Below are 19,237 nucleotides of genomic sequence, written 5' to 3' on the forward strand. Positions count from 1 at the left end.
GGAGCCCCCATGGGCGTGCTCGACTGGTTGGTCATCTGCGGATATTTCCTCGTCATGCTGGCGATCGGATGGTGGGCCAAGTCCCGTGTCCACGACGCCAGGGACTTCTTCACCGCCGGCGGCCGGATGCCGTGGTGGTTGTCCGGCATCTCGCACCACATGTCCGGCTACAGCGCCGCGGTGTTCGTCGGCAACGCGGCCATCGCCTACACGGCCGGTTTCACCCTGTACGTCTGGTGGGCGCTGGGCATCACGATCGCGATGCTGATCGGGTCGGCGTTGTTCGCGCCCCGGTGGCCGAGGTTGCGGCGGCGGCTGGGCATCATCTCGCCGCTGGAGTACCTGTCCACGCGCTACAACGTGCCCACCCAGCAGGTGCTGGCGTGGAGCGGCACCGCGCTGAAGGTCTTCGACGTGGGCGCCAAGTGGGCGGCGACGGCGCTGCTGCTGCAGGTGTTCGCCGGGGTGCCGCTCGCGTGGGGCGTGCTGCTGACCGGCGGCGTGACGCTGATCTACTCGACGGTCGGCGGGTTGTGGGCGGACGCGCTGACCGATCTGGGGCAGTTCGTCATCCAGCTCGTCGCCGGGATCACGTTGTTCGTGGCGGTGCTGGCCAAGCTGGGCGGCGTACCGGCGATCTGGACGCTTTGGGACCGGCTGCCGGAGGGGCACGGTCAGCCGTTCAACGGCTCGTACACGATGGCGTTCGTCATGGTCTACCTGCTGATCAACACGCTGTCCTACAACGGCGGCACCTGGAACCTGGCCCAGCGCTTCATCGCCGCACCCGACGGGGCCTCGGCGCGCCGGGCGGCGCTGCTGTCGGCCGGGCTGTATTTGGTCTGGCCGCTGGTGCTGTTCTTCCCGATGTGGGCGGCGCCGGTGCTGCTGCCGGGGCTGGCGCAGCCTGACCAGTCGTACGCGCTGCTCACCCAGTCCTTGCTGCCCGGCGGCCTGATCGGGCTGGTGCTGGCCGGGATGTTCGCGCACACGATGGCCATGACCTCCTCCGACGCCAACGCGATCTCCTCCGTGGTGATCCGCGACATCGTCCCCGCGGTCTGGAAGCGCGCCAGTCACCTGTCCTCGGCCACGGAACTGCTGGCGGGGCGGGTCGCGACGTTCCTGTTCATCGCGTTGTCGATGGGCATCGCGCTGACCGCCGACAGCTTCGGCGGGGTGCTCGGACTGATCATCCTGTGGTTCGGCGCGCTGGTCGGGCCGATCGCGATCCCGATGCTGCTGGGCATGCTGCCGGCCTTCCGGCGCTGCGGGCCGTTCGCGGCGATCGCCTCGTGGGCCACGGGCTTGGTCGTGTTCGCGCTGGTCAAGTATGTCGTGGTGGTTCCGCGGTGGGTGGAGGTCGGCGGGCCGGTGCTGTGCTCGCTGGCGGTGTTCGTGCTCATCGGCCTCCTGCTGCCGTGGCGCGGTCAGGAGGCCGACGAGCTCGTGGACTCACTGGGTAGTGAGCCCGAGGTCAGCGCCCGGGCGTGATCAGTGCGCGGTGCCCGCCCCTCAACGGAGCGGGCACCCGTGCCTCAATCCTTGCGCCGGTAGTCGGCCGCGACGCCGATCAGGCTGATGAGCCCGGTGGCGAACTCCAGCGCCTCCTGATGCCCCTCCTCGAAGGGCGGCTGGAAGCCGACTCCCTGCCACGTCTTCGTGACCGGGTCCCAGATGTCGCTGCCGACCTCGAAGTCCCAGCCGTAGACGCCGTAGTCGTACCAGAGCTCGTCGGCGGAGTTGCCCGCCGCCGAGTACAGCACGTCGGTGACCGGACCCGTCTGCTGCGGCCAGGTCACGGTGCCGCGCGAGGAGGCGATGGCCTCCTCGATCGTCCGCGCCGACTTGAGGAAGTAGGCCTCCTCACTGGCGCTCGGCCGGGGCAGCGGGACCCGGCCGTCGAGCTTGTAGGCGCCGGGCGGCCACATGAAGTAGCCGCCGTAGCTGTGGACGTTGAGCGCGAACTTGATGTTGCGGAAGGTCTTGGCCAGCCAGATCACGTTGCGGCTCTCGGCCTCGGAGTGCTCGGCGGGGCCAGCGAAATTGCCGCTCTGGCAGTTCGTGGAGGCGCCGAAGTAGCCGTCGAACAGCGAGCCGGTGGCGTAGTTGCGGTTGATGTCCACGCCCCACGTGTTGCGCAGGGCCGGGTCGGCCTGCTGCGCGGGGCAGTGGTTGACCATGTTCTTCCGCTGCATGTTGAAGTCGTAGAAGCTGTAGTTGGCGCCGTCCGGGTTGACCGTCGGCACGATGAAGATGTCCGTGCGGTTCAGCAGCCTGCGGGTGGCCGGGTCGCGATGGTAGTTGCGCAGCAGCCGCTCGGCCGCCTCGATCGTGACCAGCGGGGTCACCCATTCACGCGCGTGTTCCTGGGCGTAGGCGAGCACGCCGGTGCGCGAGCCGTCCCGCCGCTCGCCGACGCGCAGCGCCAGCACCGTCGCGGGCTTGCGCGAGACGCTCGCGGGCGCCTTCAGGAAGTCGGTCAGCTGGGTGAGCGCCGCGGCCGCCACCACGCCCGTCCCCGGGTCGTTGCGGTACGGCGCCGCCTTGACCAGCGTCCCGGCGCCCGCGTTGATCGCGGCGATGACCTGGGCCGCGGTACTGGTGAGCGCGCCGGTGGGCCCGGTGGCGAGGCTCACCGAGATGATCTTGCCGTTGACGGTCACCCGCAGCGGACGGTCGGGCGCGCCCGGGTCCACCAGCTCCAGGGCCAGGTCGTTGCCGCCCTCGGAGCCGTAGGCGAGCGAGCTGACCACCACGGTCCCGAACTGGGCCTGGGCGTGGCGGCGGTAGCCGTTGGTCTTGTTGGGCAGGGCGATGATGTCGGTCAGGCGGGGATAACGCCGGTGCAGCGCCCGCACGCGCTCGTTGAGCTGGTCGGGCGTCATGTACTGGGTGACGAAGTCCTTCTGGTATCCGGGCACGTTGCGGTCGGGCCGCTCGCCGTCCGGCCATTCCCTGACCCGGGCCTGCGCGGTGCCGCCACCGGCCGAGGTGACGGTGACCCACTGCGGGCGGCTGGCGACCGGGGACGGCGTCGCGAACTGGTGCCCGAGATAGGCGCCCGCGTCCACGTACGCCACCATCGGCACCTGGCCGCCGCTACCTCTGGAACCACGCCAGGCGGCGGTCAGCACGGCGGGCCCGCCCGCGCTGCTGGTCGCCTCGACCGACAGGAAGTAGCCGTCGCGCGTCTTCCATTGGACGGCGCGCTCGATCACGATCTGGTCGGCGACGGCGGCGCCCTTGCCCTGGGGCGGGGCCGGCGCTGGGGCGGCCGGGTCGGTTTTGGCGACGCCGAGCGGCCGGAGTTCCGCCAGCTGGCTCGGGGTGAGGACGGCGTCGACCTGGACGCTGCCGTCCGCTTGCGGGCGTACCCGCTCGGTGAGGTCGGTGCCCTGGGCGACCAGCCGTTCGAGGGTCGCGCGGTCGGGGACCGAGAGGGTCATCAGGGAGGCGGGTTCCGGTTCCGCCGGGGGCGCCGCCGTCACGGCGGCGGGCACGGCAGGGGTCACGGACAGGACGGCTAACAGGGTTAACGCGAGGACACTTGCTGACGCACGTAAGCCACGCACGGCTCCTCCTAGATCAGCCTAGGAGATCATTGAAAGCCGCGGCGGCACGCCCGGCAAGGCTCGCGTGCTTGGATGGACGCCATGGAAAACGGTTTCCCGGGCGCGGTCGGCCTTTCCCACCTGCGCCCTTACGACTGTGGCGGCTCCCCTCATCTCCACACCGCGTCCACCGAGGGCTACGTGGTGCTGAAGGGCGAGGGCACGCTCGCCACCCTCAGCGGCCAGGGGTACGGCGAGCACCCTCTGGAGCCGGGCACGGTGGTGTGGTTCACGCCGGGCACCGTCCACCGGGTGCTCGGTGAGCTGGAGATCCTCGTCGTCATGGAGAACGCCGGGCTGCCCGAGGCCGGTGACGCCGTCATGATCTTCCCCGAGGAGATCCTGGCCTCGCGGGAGGCCTACGCGCGGGCCGCCGCGCTGCCGCCGGACCCGGACCGCCGGGATCTGGCGGTCCGGGGCTTCGAGGTCTGGCGCGAGCGGGTGCTGGCCGAAGGCCCGCGGGCGCTGGCCGGCCTGCACGCCCTCGCCGTACATCTGGTGGCGCCGAAGGTGGCGCGCTGGCGTGAGCTGTGGGAGTCGCGCATCCTCGCGCAGACCGAGCAGACCGCCGTGCGGCTCGACCACCTCGCCCGCGGCGAGAGCACGCTGCTCGCCGCGGCCGGGGTGTCGGCCGCCGTGCCGGAGCCGCGCCTGGGCATGTGCGGCCACCTGCGCGCCTACTGAGGGGTCAGACCTTGGTGATCCGCACCGCGTCCGCGATCACGTAGCCGGTGGTGGAGGTCCACCTGCTGACGCCGACGACGTTCGCGGTGCCCGCGGGCAGCGTGAAGGTGCCGAGTCCGCGCCACGTCCCGCCGCCCGTCCGCTGGTCGACCCTGATGGTCTGCCCCGCCACAAGGTACGGCGTGGCGCTGTTGTACCCCGGATCGGCCGGATACCAGACCTCGACCCGGTAGCTGCCCGCCGCCGGGATCGCCGCGCTGAACCACGCCGGGTCGCTGGCCGCCACCGGCGGGGCGTAGCGGTAGTCGGCGCCGTGACGCTGCGCGGAGAAGGTGGAGGTGCCCCAGTTCGCCCCGGCGGTGAACCCGGCGCCCGCGTTGTCGACGATGACGCTGAACGTGCCGCCGTCGCCACCGGTCACCACCCGGCCCGCGCTCTGGCCGCTCTCCTGGTGGGTCCGGTTGAGCGCGCTCACGTAGTAGGTGTACGTGCTGCCCGCGGCGGCGGTCGGGTCGGTGAACGTGGTGGCGCGGGTGGTGGTCAGCAGGTTGCGCGCGTCGGCGAAGAAGCAGGGGTCGGCGGCGGGCGAGCCGTTCACCCGGTAGACGGCGTAGGCGGTGCCGCCGCCCTGCCAGGCGAGCGCCACGCCACCGCTGCCGCGGGTGGCCGAGGTGATCGACGGTGCGCCCGGCGCCGCCGCCGAACCGTGCTCGGGCAGGAGGGCGGGCTTGGTGTAGTGGGCGGCGGTCATCGTGGAGACGCTGTTGATCCGGTTGGCCTTGACGTCCTTGGCGCTGAAGAAGACGTCGCCGCGTACCTCGGGATGCTGGCGGTTGTAGGTGAGGTGGTCCGACAGCTCGGCGGTGCGTTGCCAGGCGGGATCGACGCCGGCCCGGTAGGCGGCCTGGCCCACGTAGAGCTGCACGTCCGTGCCCCTGACGACGCCGGCCCACCAGGCGGTCAGCACCTTGTAGTCGGCGACGTTGTAGCCGATGTGCCAGTAGAGCTGGGGCGTGATGTAGTCGAGCCAGCCTTCCTTCACCCACCGCCGCGAGTCCGCATATATCGCGTCATAGGACTGCAGGCCGGAGGTGTTGGAGCCGAGCGGGTCCGTCCCCGCGTTCCGCCAGATGCCGAACGGGCTGACGCCGAACCGCACGTGCGCCTTGGCCGCGTGGATGCGCCGGCCCAGCTCCTTGATCAGCAGGTTGACGTTGTCGCGCCGCCAGTCGTTGATGTTGGTGAACCCGTTGGGGTACTGCGCGAACGTGCCCGAGTCGGGAATCGCCTGCCCGCTGACCGGATACGGATAGAAGTAGTCGTCCAGGTGCACGCCGTCCACGTCGTACTTGGTGACCGCGTCCATCATCGCGTCCTGGATGAAGGACCGTACGGCGGGGATGCCGGGGTTGTAGTAGAGCTTGCCGCCGTACGCGAAGCGCCAGCCGGGGTTCTTCCTGGCCGGATGGGTGGAGATGAGGCGGTTCGGGTCGGCGTGGTTGGCGATCCGGTACGGGTTGAACCAGGCGTGGAACTCCAGGTTCCTGGCATGCGCCTCGGCCACCATGAACGCCATGGGGTCGTAGCCGGGATTGCCCCCCTGCGTCCCGGTCAGCCAGTTCGACCACGGCTCGAACGGCGACGGCCAGAACGCGTCGGCCGTCGGCCTGACCTGCACCACGACGGCGTTCATCCGCTTCTGCACCGCCAGGTCCAGCCATGAGCGGAACTCGGCCTGCTGCGCCGCCACGCTCAGCCCGGTGGCGCTGGGCCAGTCGATGTTGGCGACGCTGGCCACCCACATCGCGCGGAACTGCCGCTTGGGCGTGGCCGGATCCACGGCGCAGGCCACGGCTGCCGCCGCTGTGGCCGGCGCCGGGTTGAGGAGGGACGTGAGAAGGAGGGCTAGGACGGCTAAGACACCACGACCTGTCGTCACGAAAGAAAGCTTCTTCTCCCTATCAGTCCCTGTCAATAATCTCCCGCTGCGCCTGGTACAGGTCCTGGACGCGTGGCCGTACCCCGTGATCGCCCTGGAAGGTCTCCAGGTCACCGGTGAAGTCGGGGGTGAGCTCGCTGCCGCCGTTCGCGCCCTGGATGCCGATCGACACGCTGCGCGGGGCCACGTCGGCGATGGTCAGGGCGTACGGGCTGCCGCCGGTGATGCGGACGTTCCAGTGGGCGATGCGCGCGCCGAACAACGGGCCCGAGGCGCCGGAACCGCCGACCCGGCCGTTGTTGACCAGGGTGATGTCGGTCCTGACGTTCTCGAACGGCAGGCCGCGGTGGGTGTCGAAGGTGCCCTCTGCCATGGTGCCGCGCCGCCAGACGTTGCCGGAGGACAGCCCCTCCAGGTTGAGGCCGTGGTGCACGGCGCCGGCGGGCACGGGGACGGTGAAGGCCTCGATCTCGAAGTCCTCGACCAGGTTGTCGTGCGACTGCATCCGGCAGGCGAAGCTGTGGTGCGCGGCCCGGCCGCCCACGGCCACGCGGCTGAGCGTGTTCGACTTGGCCGTGGTGAAGCCGAAGCCGAGGTCGCAGTTCTCCACCCGGACGTCGTAGGCCCAGCAGTCGTGCACCGCCTGGAAGCAGACGCCGTTGGAGCCGGGGTGCCGGTTGTGGGCGGTCATCGGGACGACGGCGTTGCGTACGGTCAGGCGCTCGACGCCGCTGTCGTGCACGGTCGGGCCCAGGGCGCGCAGCCGGGCCGGCCATTCCGGGCGCAGGTCGTAGCGGATCGGCTCGGCCAGCCTGACCAGGCGCGGGCCCAGGACGGCCGCCACCCTGACCGGCCACTGGAAGGACGAATACTGCACATACTGCCCGCCGGATCCGGTCACGAGCTGCGGGGCGCGGCGCGGCCAGTCATAGGTCCGGGTGCCCGGGATGTCACCGGCCACGTGCTTCAGCAGTCCCGCGTCGGGCCGGTTCTCGGTCTCCAGCAGCACCATGTCGCCCGCGCGGAGCTTGGTGGTCCCGGAGACCATGAGCGTGCGCGCGCCGCGGGTGGCCGCCGACACCTCGGCGAGCGTCTCGCCCATCAGCCAGTTCTCGGTGCCGGCGAAGTCCTCCGACTCCGACAGCGCCCGGCGTTCCGGCGAGATGAACCACACCTGACCGCCCGTCCACGACCAGCGGCTGTTGCCGTTCGACTGGCGGGCGGGCCGGTAGCCGTCGTCGAGACTCCTGGCGAAGTGCAGGATCGTCCGGTCCCGGCCCGAGCCGCGCAGGACCACGTTCGACCAGTGCATGAAGACCGGGGAGTTCAGCAGGTACGTGCCCGGCGGCACCAGCACGACGCCGCCGCCCCGCTCCCCCGCCGCCTTGAGCGCGGCGTTGAAGGCCGGGGCGCAGTCGGTGACGCCGTCGGCCTTGGCGCCGTGGTCGGTCACCTTCGTCACCACCCGCCCGTGTCTGGGCAGCCTGGATCCGAGGCGGTAACCGGCGCGGGAGACGTCGGGGACGAGCGGGTGGGCGCCGGGCGCCAGCGCCCACTGCTCCAGGAGGGCGGCCGAGTCGTCCTTGGGCCCTCGGTCATTCTCGGATAAGGCCGGGGCGGCGAGCGCGGGGACCGCCGCGGCGGCCACCGCCGCGCCCAGCAGGGCGCGGCGGGTGACGGTGTCGTGCATGGTGACGCTCCTCAGCCGAGTGAGAGCCGGTCCAGGTCGGGTGCGGAACCGGTGTCGTTGTGGATCTTGATGATGTTCTGCCCGGCGCCGAGGGTCACCGGGACCCGGGTGGTGTAGGGCGTATTGTTGCCGACGCCGTCCACCTGGACCTCGACCGGCGTGCCGCCGTTGACGGTGACGAAGAACGACCGGGGGCCGTTGACCGTGTAGTCGGCGAACAGCGTGTAGGTCCCGGCCGAGGGCACGCTCACGTTCTCGAACAGCACGTACGCGTCGGGTCCTCCGCCCAGGTTGCGCACCTTCTGCCCACCGGAACACGGGCCGCAGCCGGTGATGCCGGCGCTGCCGAGCTGGTTGGCCGAGTCCTCGGCCTCGCGCATCCACACCCGGTCGGCGGGGCGGGGCCGTACCCGGACCTGCTTGGACGCCTGGGCGGGGCGGCCGAGCACCTGGAAGGCCGCGGTGATCGGGATGTCGGCCGGGGTGACGTCCTGGCCGGGCGGCGAGGTGAGCGTCCAGGTCGCGGCGAGCGTCTGGCCGAGCCGCAGCGTGGCCGCGGTCGCCGGGTCGCCCTGGACCGTCCAGCCCTGCGGGGCCGCCGGCGCCAGCCTGACCTGGTCGAGCTGGTCGTCGGCGTCCAGGCGCAGCGTGGCCGAGACCTTGATCGCCTGCTGACCCGGGCCCGCCCACTGCAGCCCGCCCGGCTCGACGGTCAGCGTCGTGGTCGGGACCTGGGAGGCGGGCGGCAGGGGCGCGACCGCGATCCGGTCGATCCCGGCCGCGCTCGCCGACAGCACGATCGTGTTCGCGCCCTTCTTGAGCGGTACGGCCAGCGCCGTGGAGACCGGCACGTCTTTGGCGTCGGCCTTGACCGGGACCTCGACGGGCGCGGCGCCGTTCACCGCGACCTTCACCGAGGTGTCCGTGCCGGAGGTGTGGTCGAGCTGCAGCCGGTAGGTCCCGTCCTCGGGCGCCGGCACGTCGTCGAAGGTCAGCGTGCCGTGTCGCAGGCCGGTGACCCGGAGGTGGCCGGAGCAGGTGCGGCACAGGTCGGGCCGGGCGCCGCGAGCGCGGTCGGCGTGCTCGGCCTCCAGCGGCGCGGCTGGGCCGGCGGAGAACGGGTGCGCGTAGGCGACCTTGATCTCGTCGATCTGGAGCTGGCGGTGGTAGCGCGGGGCCTGCGGGCCGCCCCAGGTGTTGAGCACCTCCAGCTTGACGTAGCGGGCGCTCTGCTCGCCGAGGTCGATGAACCGCACCCCGCGGGCGCTGGGCAGGGCGCCGGTGCGTACCGGCCTGCCCCAGTCCTTGCCGTCGGAGCTCAGGAAGACGCGGTAGTCCTTGACGCGGGCGGAGTCCTCGGGGCGGCCGAAGCTCTCGCGGGCGTAGGTGGGCGACCATTCGCGCTGGTTGACCGCCAGCGAGGTGAGGACGCGGCGGCGGCCCAGGTCGAGGGTGGTGGAGATGGGGAGCTGGCCCTTGTTATCCCAGTAAGTCGAGAAATTTCCGTCTACGAGTTCTGGGGCGGTGGCGCGGATCTTGTCGTGGTAGAAACGCTGGCCCGCCGTCTCGACCTTGAAGACGGTGTCGTACGGGTCCCAGTCCGTGATGCCCAGGATCGTCAGGTGTCCGGCCGACTGGTGGAAGCGCAGGCTCTTGCCGGTGCGCAGGTCGCTGACGCGGGTGACCCAGTAGCCGTTGTCGCGCAGCCGTACGTGGCCGGTGCGGGGGCGGGTCACCACGTGGACGTACTGGGTGCGCGCGCCCGGCTCCACCGTGATCACCCCGTGGGCGCCGTCGTTCCAGAAGCCGGGCTGCATTCCGCCGTACATGTATCCGCCGCCCTCGGTGCCGTAGAGGGCGGCGCGGATGGGCGGGACCCAACCGGCCATGAAGTTGTTGAACGCCTCCTGCTGCGGCGGGAACCTCCCGTTGACCATGGGGGTCTCGGCCATGAGCGACTTCATGGACGAGCCCGCGTTGGTGATGTACCGGCCGGTGCTGAGCCGGGTGTCGACGGGGTGGTTGCCGCCGTCGTACCACCACTGGCCGGTGGTCGGCAGCTTGTAGTCGGCCTCGACCAGGCGCGGCATCGGCGTCCACGCGGCCTGCGGGTAGTCGTAGGACGGGGTCATGCCGGTCTTCTGCTCGTTGCTGACCGTGTCCATGATCGGCGTGTCCTCGTTGTTGTTGCTCAGCAACCAGGACGGGCGCCGTTCCCTGATCTGCTCGTAGAGCCGGTTGCGCTCCCAGTAGGCGTTGTCGTTGTCGATCCAGAAGCCGGCCAGGTCCGCGTAGTTCTCCATGACCTCGAAGAACAGGTCGTAGGAGTACATGCCGAAGCCGTCGCGCGTGGTCAGGTCCACCTGCCGGGCCTTGTAGGCGGAATAGGCGGCCGAGTCGAGGGTCTGTACTCCCTGCTCGCTGTGCCACTGCGGGTCGTCGGTCATGTAGAGGATGATCCGCACGTCCTTGGCCTTGCCGGCCGCCACCAGCTCGCCGAGCAGGTCGCGCTCCGTGGCGCAGCTTCCGGGGATCTTGGACGGCCACGGGCGGGCGTACCCGAGCCTGCTGTGGAAGGTCGCGAGCACGATGTACGAGGCGCCGAGCTTGCGCGCCTCGTCCACCCAGTAGCCGGCGGTCCAGCCGCCTTCGGTGACGTCGCGCTCCCAGGCCGCGCAGTCGAGGTGACGGGGGGCGGTGAACATGCCCCAGTGCAGGAAGAGCCCGGCGGTGGAGTCGCGCATCCACTTCTGACGTGGATGCTCGACCTCCGCACGGGCAGGTGGGGCCCAGAGCAGGCCGGATAACAGGACCAGGATGACGGCGAGCGCGCGAGATCGCATGGCACCTCCAGACATCCGATGATTACAAGCGGTTGCAACGCGGTCAAGCGTTACACCGAGGCGCGGATGATCGCGGCGATCGAGCGGTCCACGTCGGCCTCGGTGGTGGTCGCGCTCGCCACCGAGATCCGCATCAACCGCCGTCCCCGCCAGGTCGTGCCGCCCACCCAGCAGGTGCCGTCCGCCTGGACCGCCGCCACCACCCGGTCCGTACGCGCGTCGTCGCCGAACCCGACCAGGACCTGGTTGAGCACCACGTCGTTGACCACCTCGAACCCGGCCGCCCCCAGCCCGTCGGCGAACCTGCGGGCCAGCGCGCAACAGCGCTCGACCAGCGCCGCGACCCCGTCGCGCCCCAGCTCCCGCAGCCCGGCCCACACCGCGAACCCGCGGGCCCGCCGCGAGGACTCCGCGGTGAGGTCCGCGCCCTCCGGCACACCCCCCGACCCGACCAGGTACGCGGCCGCGTAGGACATCGCCGCCCCGTGTACCTCGGGCCGCGCGCAGAACGCGAACCCCGAGTCATAGGGAAGGTTCAGCCACTTGTGCCCGTCGCAGGCCCAGGAATCGGCCAGCTCCAGGCCGTCCACCAGGTGCCGGGTGGCGGGGGCGGCCGCCGCCCACAGCCCGAACGCCCCGTCCACGTGCGCCCACCCGCCGTACCGGTGGACCAGCTCGCACGCCTCCCTGAGCCGGTCGCAGGCGCCGGTGTTCACGTTGCCCGCCTGAAGACAGACGATGAGGGGCCCCGCGCGCAACTTTTCCCACAGTGACCCGAGGTCTATGGCGCCGTTGTGGTCGGCCGGCACCGGTTCCAGCACGTCGGTCCCGAAGCCGAGCAGCCGCAGCGACCGGTCGATCGTCCCGTGCCGCTCCGCTCCGGCGAGCACCCGGACCGGCGGCGCGCCGGGCAGGCCGCGCCGTTCCACGTCCCAGCCCGCCTCCGCGAGCACCTGGTGCCGCGCGGCGGCCAGGCCGACGGTGTTGGCCGCCTGACATCCCGTGACGAACCCCACCGAAGCCGACGCCGGAATCCCCAGCAGTTCCTTCAGCCAGCCCCCGGCGACGGCCTCGGCCGCGAGCGCCGCGGGCGAGGAGACGGCGTTGGTCGCCATCTGGTCCCAGCCGGTGGCGAGGATGTCGGCCGCGCTCGCCGCCGGCAGGGCGCCGCCGACCACGAACCCGAAGTACCGCGGCCCCGCGCTCGCGACCAGGCCGGGCGCGGCGGCGGCGAGCAACTCGGCCAGCACCCGCTCCGGCGGCGTGGGTCCGTCGGGCAACGCCCCGGAGAACGCCTCGACCAGCGCGTCCTGGTCGACGGGCACGCCGACGGGCCGGTCGGGCAGTGAACGGCGGTAGCCGGCCCCATGCTCGGCAGCCAGGCGGAACAGACGGCTCAGTTCCTCCACCCGCGCACCATATCCGCTACAACGACTCCACCCCGGCGGCGCCCTCGGCGGCGAAGCGCAATGCCATCGCCCGCCCGATCCCGCCCGCCGCCCCGGTGACCACGGCGACCTTGCCCCTGATGTGCATACACCACGCTCCTGTACCGACCAGCCGGTATCCAGAACCTAGTTCTCCTCACGCCGGGGCGTCAATCGCCATCAGCTCCTCGCACACCCGCAGCAGCCGCCCGCGCAGCGGCGCCGCCCGCTCCGCGAACCCCCGCTGCAGCGCGGCGTACTCGGTCCGCCCCGCCACCGTCTCGATCGGGATCGGCCGGTAGCCCAGCGCGCCCAGGTCGTACGGGCTGGCGCGCATGTCCACCTCGCGGATCTCCCGCGCCAGCGCGAAGCAGTCGGCGATCAGCTCGCTCGGCACCAGCGGCGACAGCTTGTAGGCCCACTTGTAGAGGTCCATGTTCGCGTGCAGGCAGCCGGGTTGTTCCATCTCGGCCTGCCGTTCGCGGGTGGGTTCCAGCACGTTGAGCGGCCGGGCCGCCTCGGTGAAGAACCGGAACGCGTCGAAGTGGCTGCAGCGCACCCCGCGCGCCTCCACCACCGCCGCGATCTCCTTGGGCGCCATCCTGAGGGGCTGTTTCGCGTGCCGTACCGCATCGGCGCGATAGACCATCGCCCACTCGTGCATCCCGAAACACCCGAACTGTCCGGTACGGCCGGCCGTCGCCCCCAGCAGCCGCGCCGTCCACTCGACCATGGCCAGCCGCTTGTCCAGCAGGCTCCTCGTGTCCAGTCGCTGCCCGCCCTCGACGTCCACGTACTCGGCCCCGAGCCCCTCGGCCCCCAGCAGCACGACCCCGGCGCCCGGATGCCAGCGGCGCAGCCTCGCCGGACGGAAACTGTAGTAGCTGAACAGGAAGTCCTCGACCGGATGCGTCTCGCGCTCCTGCCGCCTGCGCAGATGCGGCCCGACCCAGGCGTCGACCCGGCGCTCGTGCGCCTCGGCCCGCCGCCGCCACTCCCGCTCCTCCAGCGTCTCCACCGCATCATGGTAGGCGTGCGTTTCTCTGTCGGTGCCATGGCCTAATGTTCGAGAGGTGGAAGCGTCCGTCGAGCAGCTCGTGTTCGTGCGTGACGACGCCTACACCGTCGCCCGCATGAGCAACGACGGCCGGTCCGGGTTCGTGGCGGCCGGGCGGGCGCTGGGCGGGGTGCAGCCCGGCGAAACGGTCAGGCTTCTGGGCGCCTGGGAGGACCATCCACGCCACGGCCGGCGCTTCGCGGTCACCGGCTGCGAGCGGATCACCCCGTCGACGATCCGCGCGATCCAGCTCTACCTCGGATCCGGCCTGATCAGAGGCATCGGGCCGAGGCTGGCGCAGGCCATCGTCGGGCACTTCGGCGAGCGGAGCCTCACCGTCATCGACGCCGAGCCCGGCCGCCTGCGCGAGGTCATCAACATCGGCCCCGTCCGCCAGGCCCAGATCGTCGAGGCCTGGCGGGAGCAGAAGGCGGTCGCCGAGCTGATGGTCGTACTCCAGGGCTTCGGGGTCAGCCCGCTGCTCGCGGCCAAGATCTACCAGGTGTTCGGCGCCGAGTCAGGCGAGGTGCTGGCCAAGGATCCCTACCAGTTGATCGACCGGGTCAGGGGCATCGCGTTCGCCACCGCCGACCGGATCGCGTTGCGGTCCGGCGTACCCGAGAGCAGTCCCCAGCGGATCCAGGCGGCGCTGCTCGACCGGCTCGACGCCGCCGCCAGCGGCGGCGGCCACTGCTTCCTGTCCCCCACCGCGCTCGTCACCCAGACCATCGACCTCATCGAGCAGGACGAGGACCTCATCCGGCAGGGCCTCGACGCGCTGACCGCCGAGCGCCGCGTCGTGCGCGAGGCCGACGCCGTCTACCCCAAGGAGCTCCACAGCCGCGAACTCAGGCTCACCACCGAACTCGCCCGGCTGGCCCGCGCCCGCTCCACGCTGACCCTGCGCTCCTACCAGGAGGACGAAAGCCTCGACGACGACCAGCGCGCCGCCGTCACCATGGCCCTGACCAGCACCCTCTCGATCCTCACCGGCGGGCCGGGCTGCGGAAAGAGCCACACGATCAAGGCCCTGGCGGCGACCGTACGCGCGATGGGCGGCGCCGTCACGCTCTGCGCCCCCACCGGCAAGGCGGCCAAACGCCTGTCGGAGCTGGCCGGGCTGCCCGCGATGACCATCCACCGCGTGCTCGCCCACGAACCCGACCCCGACGCGCTGTTCGACGAGACGCCCGTGCGGGCCGACCTCGTCGTGGTCGACGAGGTCTCCATGCTCGACCTGGGCCTGGCCACCAGACTCGCCGCCGCGCTGCCGTCCGGCACGCACCTGCTGCTCGTGGGTGACAGCGACCAACTGCCCAGCGTGGGTCCCGGCAGCGTACTCGCCGACCTGCTCGCCGTGGAAGGCATTCCCCGGGTACGCCTGACCCGCGTCTTCCGCCAGGCCGAGGGCAGCGCCATCATCAAGGCCGCCCACCGCATCCGGGCCGGAGACCTGCCCGCGCTGCCGGGTGGCGGCGGCTTCTGGTTCGAGGAACTCGACGACCCGGAGGCGATCGCCGACCGGGTGGTCCACCTGGCCACGGTGGCGATCCCCCGCAAACAGCAGATCACCCCCGCCCAGGTGCAGGTGCTCTCCCCTATGCGCAAAGGCACGACCGGCACCGCCGAACTGGGCCGCCGCCTCCAGGAAGTCCGCAACCCCGCCACCGACGACAAGCCGGAACACTGGTCCGGCGCCACCCTCTTCCGCGTGGGCGACCGGGTCATGCCCATCCGCAACAACTACGACAAAGGCGTCTTCAACGGCGAGACGGGCACCTTGACTCGCCTGGTCCCGGAGGAACGCCAGGCCGACGTCCAGATCGACGACGGCGACCTCGTCACCTACACCTTCGACGAACTCGACGACCTCACCCACGCCTACGCGATCAGCGTGCACCGGGCACAGGGCAGCGAGTACCCGTTCGTGGTCGCCCCGATGGTGGCCGAGTCGGGCGGCATCATGCTGCGGCGGCGGCTGCTGTACACGCTGGTGACGCGGGCACGTTCCTGGGTGGTCCTGGTGGGCCAGCGCAACGCCCTCGACCTCGCCGTCCACCGCCTGGGCCACCGCCGCAACACCACCCTGACAGCCCGGCTGGAGGCTGCGGGCCTCTGAAAAGCATGGTGCTCCGCTTCGCTCCGCGCGTTTCCTGGGAAAAGGGCCTTCCTTCGGTCGGACGCTCTTTTGGGGTCGCACCCGTTGCCCAGCCAAGTGGTTAGGCAGTTGGATCCCGCCCTGGTCAATGGACCTCGCTCCGCTCGGACGCCCTCAATCGTGCGCCTCCGGCGCGGCTCGCGTGTACAGCCGGGCGGTTCCCCACCGAAACAGTCGCCCGCGTTGCTCCAGCCATCCGGAACCCAGACCACCGGCCTGCCAGAGATCGTCCTCCAGATGGCAGGCGGGCGGCGCCTCCGCCGTACCCCCGACCTGCGGCATTGCCGAACGCGAGACACACCCGGTCCAGCAGCGCAGTTAGGGCCACGGTCTCCTAACCTTCTCATCCCGACGCCTCGCGGGCGGCTAGGCGGCTTGGAGTTGTGGGTAGTCCGGGAGTCGCCAGTCTCCACCGCGGTCCTCCTTGGAGAAACGTGCCACAAGGTCGGGGAGGTGTAGCGCGGTGGCCAGCCCGGTGACGGTGAGGAAGGCGTCGATCGCGCGCTGGGTCATGGGCATGCCCAACCGTAGGAGGCGCGGGTTGACGTGGCCTTGGATCTCCTCGGCGAAGGGCCGCAGCGTCGTGTCATAGTTCGCCAGCGCCGCCGGCAGGTCATCGGGGTGCTGGTTGATCTCTCCGGCCAGGACGTACGCGCCCACCAGGCCGCCGGAGACGCCCATGCCGCTGTAGGGGGAGGCGCAGTGGGCGGCGTCACCGACCAGGACCACGCGGCCCTTGGACCAGGTGTCGATGCGGACCTGGACGATCTCCTGGGAGTAGAAGAACGGGCTGGTCTTCATACCGTCGATGAAGCGCTCGGTCTGCCATCCGGCGCCGGCGAACCTGCCGGCCCAGAACTCCTGCTGGCGCTCGATGGGCTCGCGGTGAATCGCCGAAGCCTCCTCGGAGTCTTCCCTCATCACGAAGTAGACCTGCGTCTCGGTCGGGTTGTGGCTGCGGCGCATGATCTGGCGCCCGCCCGGGACCATGTAGGTGTCGCGGATGTTGCTGTCGGACGCGACGCGCGGGACGAACCAGTAGGCCATGTGGATGCCGACCCGCCAATACGGGTCGAATCCCTCAGGAAGGATCGCCCGCCGCAGACGTGATCCCTGCCCGTCCGCGCCGACCAGAAGATCGAACTCCTCCGATGATCCGTCGGAAAAGTGCGCGACGACCTGGTGTTCATCCTGATCGAAGCCGTCCACGCTCTTGCCGAAGACGTATTCCACCTTGTCCTTCGTCGCGTCGTTGAGAATGCGCACCAGGTCGCCGCGCATGATCTCGTACTCCGACGTCAAGGTCTGGCGGCCCTGCCCGGAGGTGTTGGCCCTGATCGTCGCCCTGGCCTTGCCGCGGGCGTTCACGAACGCGACGCCCGCCTCGTCCACGAGCTTGTTCCGGACGGCGCCCATGAGCCCCATGCGCTCGATCGCCTCGATGCCCTGGCCGCGCAGGTCGACCTGGGCGCCCGTGGCCCGCAGCGCCGGGAAGCGCTCGATGACCTTCACCCGGTGACCGCCGTGGGCAAGCCAGTAGGCCAGCGCCTGGCCTGCGATCCCGCCGCCGCAGATGAGGATCTTCAAGGAGCGGGTTCCTGATGCGAGAGCCATGTCATCGACCTTCTTATCTATCACTGATAGGTTCATCCATCAGGGAACTCTATCGGTGATAGTTTGTCAAAGGTGGTGAAAGTGAATCGTGAGACCGTCATCGCCCAGGCGCTGGACCTCCTCGACGAGGTCGGCCTGGACGCCATCAGCACCAGGCAGCTGGCCAGACGCCTGGGCGTGGAGCAGCCGTCGCTCTACTGGCACTTCAGGAACAAGAAGGAACTCCTCAGCGCCATGGCCGAGACCGCCATGGCACCGCACGCCACAGCACCGCTACCGGTCCCCGGCCAGGACTGGCAGGAATGGTTCCTGGACAACACGCGCAGCTTCCGGCGCACCCTGCTGATGCGCCGTGACGGCGCACGCCTGCACTCCGGGTCCAGTCCCGGCCCGGCCGACCTCGACCGGATCGCCCACAAGATGGCCTTCCTGACCGCCTCCGGCCTGCCCGAGAAGGACGCCCAGATGGCCATGATGGCCGCAAGCCGCTTCACCGTCGGCAGTGTCCTGGAAGAACAAGCCGACACCGACCCCAGTACGGCCCGCGCGGCCAACGTCCCGACGATCGACCACCAAGCGGCTTTCGAGGCCGGACTGGCCCTCATCCTCGATGGCCTGGCCCATCGCGCCGAGCACGCTCAGAAACCGGCCAGGGCCCTTCCCGATCCCGACCGGATCAACTGACGGACTCTGGCACACACTTTGGGTCTGAGGACACGTTCGGGAGCGGGGAGCCGAGACCGGCCGCGCTGCCGTACCTCATCGAAGCGATGACGCCGAGCCGCAACCCAAGCCCGTCATCCACACCGGTGACGGCGGCGGAGGAACACGCCGCACGTCACCGCTCCGACCCACCCAGTGCCACGCTCCTCAAAGGCCGAACCACCGAGTTCGCAGCGGCTGCCGTCCCCTGTGGATGAGTCTCATAGCCTGTGCGCTCATGGCTGATGATCCGAGGGCGCGCCCGGCACGACGTGACCTCGGCCGGGTGTATGCCGGGACCGCCGACCTCCATGAGCGTTTCTGCCCCGGGAACCCTGCCTGGGGTCATCCTCCGCTGGAGGACGATGTACGCGCCACCGACGAGAGCTGGGGTCTGGTCGACGATCCCGGCGGCTTGTTCGGCCCGGCGATCGTGCGGTGGTATCCGACCGTTCAGTGGTTCGACGGGGACGGCTTTGCCGATCTCCTTCGCTCGACGTCGTTATACCGCAAGCTCGACCGCGACGCCGTGGGCCGGGGCCGCGGGCTGAGGAGCCGGTAACCGCAGGGCGGTAGACCAATGGGCAAAGACCTAGGCGTACGGGCAATCCAGAGGTCGGAAGGCTGGAGGTCCCAGGGCAGGAGCTCGCGGGGGCCAGGGGCAGATGGCCGGGGGTCAGGGGGGTAGAGGTGGGGCTTTGCGGGCTGAGCCTCGGTAGGTGTCGGGGTCGTATCGCTTTTCGCTCTGGTCCAGTTTGGCGTGGGCGTCAGCGATCAGGTCCACCCCGAGCACATCCGCCAGCCGCACCAAATACCCGGTCACATCCCCAAGCTCAGCCCGCACCCGCCTCATGGCAGCATCATCCAACGGCTCGCCGGGCGCCAGCCACTGGAACTCGGCCACCAACTCCCCCACTTCACCGGCCAGCGCCATCACCAGGTTCTTCGGGGTGTGGAACTGCTCCCAGTCCCGGGCCTCCACGAACGCGCGGAACCGGGCTGCCAGCTCCTCGATCTCGGTGCTCACGAGTCGTCCCGCACCAGGTAGTCAGGCCGATGGTCCCGCCATTCAGGCAGGTCTAGGGCATCGAGCGCGGCCACGATCTTGCGTTCCTCGAAGGTGAAGTGCGACTCCAGGATGGCGGTCAGGCCGTCGAGCTCGGACAGGGCGGCCTCGGGGTCACTGCCGTCCAGGGATTCGATGCGTTCGAGGAGGTGTGCCACCAGCTGGTGGTCCTCCTCCAGTTGTGCGATGACGGGCCGCAGCTCGGGGTGGCGTTCGGCGAGTGCGGGGAAGGCCACGCCGTCCTCGCCGGTGTGGTGCCGGGTCACCGCCGTACAGAATGCCAGGCAGTGGGCGCGCAGGTCGGCCGGGCGTCCGCCGGAGGCGAGGTCCTCGCGCAACCGTACGAGTTCCCCTCTCAGCCAGTCGTGGACCTCGATGAGCTGGGTTCCGAACGCGGCGATCTGATTCACGCGCCCCGATCCTAGAGGGTCACCCCGGGTGCC

General features: G+C 70.5%; 15 protein-coding genes. 5 read left to right on the forward strand and 10 right to left on the reverse strand.

Annotated elements, in window-relative coordinates:
- The first annotated feature begins 9 nt into the window (after window positions 1–9).
- Window positions 10–1,494, forward strand: coding sequence for a sodium:solute symporter family protein (locus tag ACFWY5_RS20730; protein WP_379608948.1), 1,485 nt, complete (start codon window positions 10–12; stop codon window positions 1,492–1,494).
- 44 nt (window positions 1,495–1,538) lie between these two features.
- On the opposite strand, the gene ACFWY5_RS20735 is transcribed toward ACFWY5_RS20730, so the two are convergent.
- The gene (locus ACFWY5_RS20735) at window positions 1,539–3,515 is read right to left on the reverse strand and encodes a M14 family metallopeptidase (RefSeq protein ID WP_379633643.1); all 1,977 of its coding nucleotides are present in this window, start codon (window positions 3,513–3,515) and stop codon (window positions 1,539–1,541) included.
- Window positions 3,516–3,656: 141 nt separating this feature from the next.
- On the opposite strand from ACFWY5_RS20735, the gene ACFWY5_RS20740 reads away from it, so the two are divergent.
- Complete coding sequence (locus ACFWY5_RS20740; protein ID WP_379608945.1) at window positions 3,657–4,298, forward strand: cupin domain-containing protein; 642 nt, start codon at window positions 3,657–3,659, stop codon at window positions 4,296–4,298.
- Between the two features lie 4 nt (window positions 4,299–4,302).
- Here the strand turns inward: ACFWY5_RS20740 and ACFWY5_RS20745 are convergent, their stop codons facing one another.
- Genes ACFWY5_RS20745 through ACFWY5_RS20770 form a run of 6 tightly spaced genes read right to left on the reverse strand, consistent with a single transcriptional unit; the run spans window position 4,303 to window position 13,215 of the window.
- The gene (locus ACFWY5_RS20745) at window positions 4,303–6,237 is read right to left on the reverse strand and encodes a family 10 glycosylhydrolase (RefSeq protein WP_379633645.1); all 1,935 of its coding nucleotides are present in this window, start codon (window positions 6,235–6,237) and stop codon (window positions 4,303–4,305) included.
- Between the two features lie 22 nt (window positions 6,238–6,259).
- The gene (locus tag ACFWY5_RS20750; protein ID WP_379633647.1) at window positions 6,260–7,927 is read right to left on the reverse strand and encodes a glycosyl hydrolase family 28-related protein; all 1,668 of its coding nucleotides are present in this window, start codon (window positions 7,925–7,927) and stop codon (window positions 6,260–6,262) included.
- A gap of 11 nt (window positions 7,928–7,938) precedes the next feature.
- Entirely contained in the window at window positions 7,939–10,770 is a 2,832-nt protein-coding gene (locus ACFWY5_RS20755) for an alpha-L-fucosidase (RefSeq protein WP_379633649.1), read from the reverse strand.
- A 50-nt stretch (window positions 10,771–10,820) separates the two neighbouring features.
- Window positions 10,821–12,179: a pyridoxal phosphate-dependent decarboxylase family protein gene (locus ACFWY5_RS20760; RefSeq protein WP_379633651.1), complete on the reverse strand. Its 1,359-nt coding sequence runs from the start codon at window positions 12,177–12,179 to the stop codon at window positions 10,821–10,823.
- Window positions 12,180–12,195: 16 nt separating this feature from the next.
- Window positions 12,196–12,306, reverse strand: a complete 111-nt coding sequence (locus ACFWY5_RS20765) for an SDR family NAD(P)-dependent oxidoreductase (protein WP_379633653.1) — start codon at window positions 12,304–12,306, stop codon at window positions 12,196–12,198.
- Between the two features lie 48 nt (window positions 12,307–12,354).
- A complete protein-coding gene (locus ACFWY5_RS20770) occupies window positions 12,355–13,215 on the reverse strand; it encodes a 3-methyladenine DNA glycosylase (RefSeq protein WP_379633655.1) in 861 nt (286 codons plus the stop codon).
- Between the two features lie 55 nt (window positions 13,216–13,270).
- Here ACFWY5_RS20770 and ACFWY5_RS20775 point away from each other — a divergent pair, with 55 nt between their 5' ends.
- The gene (locus ACFWY5_RS20775) at window positions 13,271–15,373 is read left to right on the forward strand and encodes an ATP-dependent RecD-like DNA helicase (RefSeq protein WP_379633657.1); all 2,103 of its coding nucleotides are present in this window, start codon (window positions 13,271–13,273) and stop codon (window positions 15,371–15,373) included.
- A 405-nt stretch (window positions 15,374–15,778) separates the two neighbouring features.
- Here the strand turns inward: ACFWY5_RS20775 and ACFWY5_RS20780 are convergent, their stop codons facing one another.
- The gene (locus tag ACFWY5_RS20780; RefSeq protein ID WP_379633659.1) at window positions 15,779–17,026 is read right to left on the reverse strand and encodes an FAD-dependent monooxygenase; all 1,248 of its coding nucleotides are present in this window, start codon (window positions 17,024–17,026) and stop codon (window positions 15,779–15,781) included.
- Window positions 17,027–17,107: 81 nt separating this feature from the next.
- On the opposite strand from ACFWY5_RS20780, the gene ACFWY5_RS20785 reads away from it, so the two are divergent.
- Both ACFWY5_RS20785 and ACFWY5_RS20790 read left to right on the forward strand, forming a co-directional pair.
- Window positions 17,108–17,710, forward strand: coding sequence for a TetR/AcrR family transcriptional regulator C-terminal domain-containing protein (locus tag ACFWY5_RS20785; protein ID WP_379633661.1), 603 nt, complete (start codon window positions 17,108–17,110; stop codon window positions 17,708–17,710).
- Window positions 17,711–17,966: 256 nt separating this feature from the next.
- Window positions 17,967–18,290, forward strand: coding sequence for a hypothetical protein (locus tag ACFWY5_RS20790; protein ID WP_379633663.1), 324 nt, complete (start codon window positions 17,967–17,969; stop codon window positions 18,288–18,290).
- Between the two features lie 114 nt (window positions 18,291–18,404).
- Here the strand turns inward: ACFWY5_RS20790 and ACFWY5_RS20795 are convergent, their stop codons facing one another.
- Window positions 18,405–18,755 (reverse strand): nucleotide pyrophosphohydrolase, encoded by a 351-nt coding sequence (locus ACFWY5_RS20795; protein ID WP_379633665.1) that lies wholly within the window; start codon window positions 18,753–18,755, stop codon window positions 18,405–18,407.
- Window positions 18,752–19,204 carry a hemerythrin domain-containing protein gene (locus ACFWY5_RS20800; protein WP_379608931.1) on the reverse strand — a complete coding sequence of 151 codons (453 nt, stop codon included), beginning with the start codon at window positions 19,202–19,204 and terminating at the stop codon, window positions 18,752–18,754. The genes ACFWY5_RS20795 and ACFWY5_RS20800 overlap by 4 nt, the downstream gene beginning before the upstream one ends.
- Window positions 19,205–19,237 lie beyond the last annotated feature (33 nt).

It is taken from the genome of Nonomuraea sp. NPDC059007, from assembly GCF_042740555.1.
Lineage (GTDB): Bacteria > Actinomycetota > Actinomycetes > Streptosporangiales > Streptosporangiaceae > Nonomuraea.

Excerpts from the sequence above, each read along its gene's own strand:
- ACFWY5_RS20730 (WP_379608948.1), top strand. The coding sequence starts at position 10 with ATGGGCGTGCTCGACTGGTTGGTCATCTGCGGATATTTCCTCGTCATG.
- ACFWY5_RS20740 (WP_379608945.1), top strand. The coding sequence starts at position 3,657 with ATGGAAAACGGTTTCCCGGGCGCGGTCGGCCTTTCCCACCTGCGCCCT.
- ACFWY5_RS20750 (WP_379633647.1), bottom strand. The coding sequence starts at position 7,927 with ATGCACGACACCGTCACCCGCCGCGCCCTGCTGGGCGCGGCGGTGGCC.
- ACFWY5_RS20755 (WP_379633649.1), bottom strand. The coding sequence starts at position 10,770 with ATGCGATCTCGCGCGCTCGCCGTCATCCTGGTCCTGTTATCCGGCCTG.
- ACFWY5_RS20765 (WP_379633653.1), bottom strand. The coding sequence starts at position 12,306 with ATGCACATCAGGGGCAAGGTCGCCGTGGTCACCGGGGCGGCGGGCGGG.
- ACFWY5_RS20780 (WP_379633659.1), bottom strand. The coding sequence starts at position 17,026 with ATGGCTCTCGCATCAGGAACCCGCTCCTTGAAGATCCTCATCTGCGGC.
- ACFWY5_RS20790 (WP_379633663.1), top strand. The coding sequence starts at position 17,967 with ATGGCTGATGATCCGAGGGCGCGCCCGGCACGACGTGACCTCGGCCGG.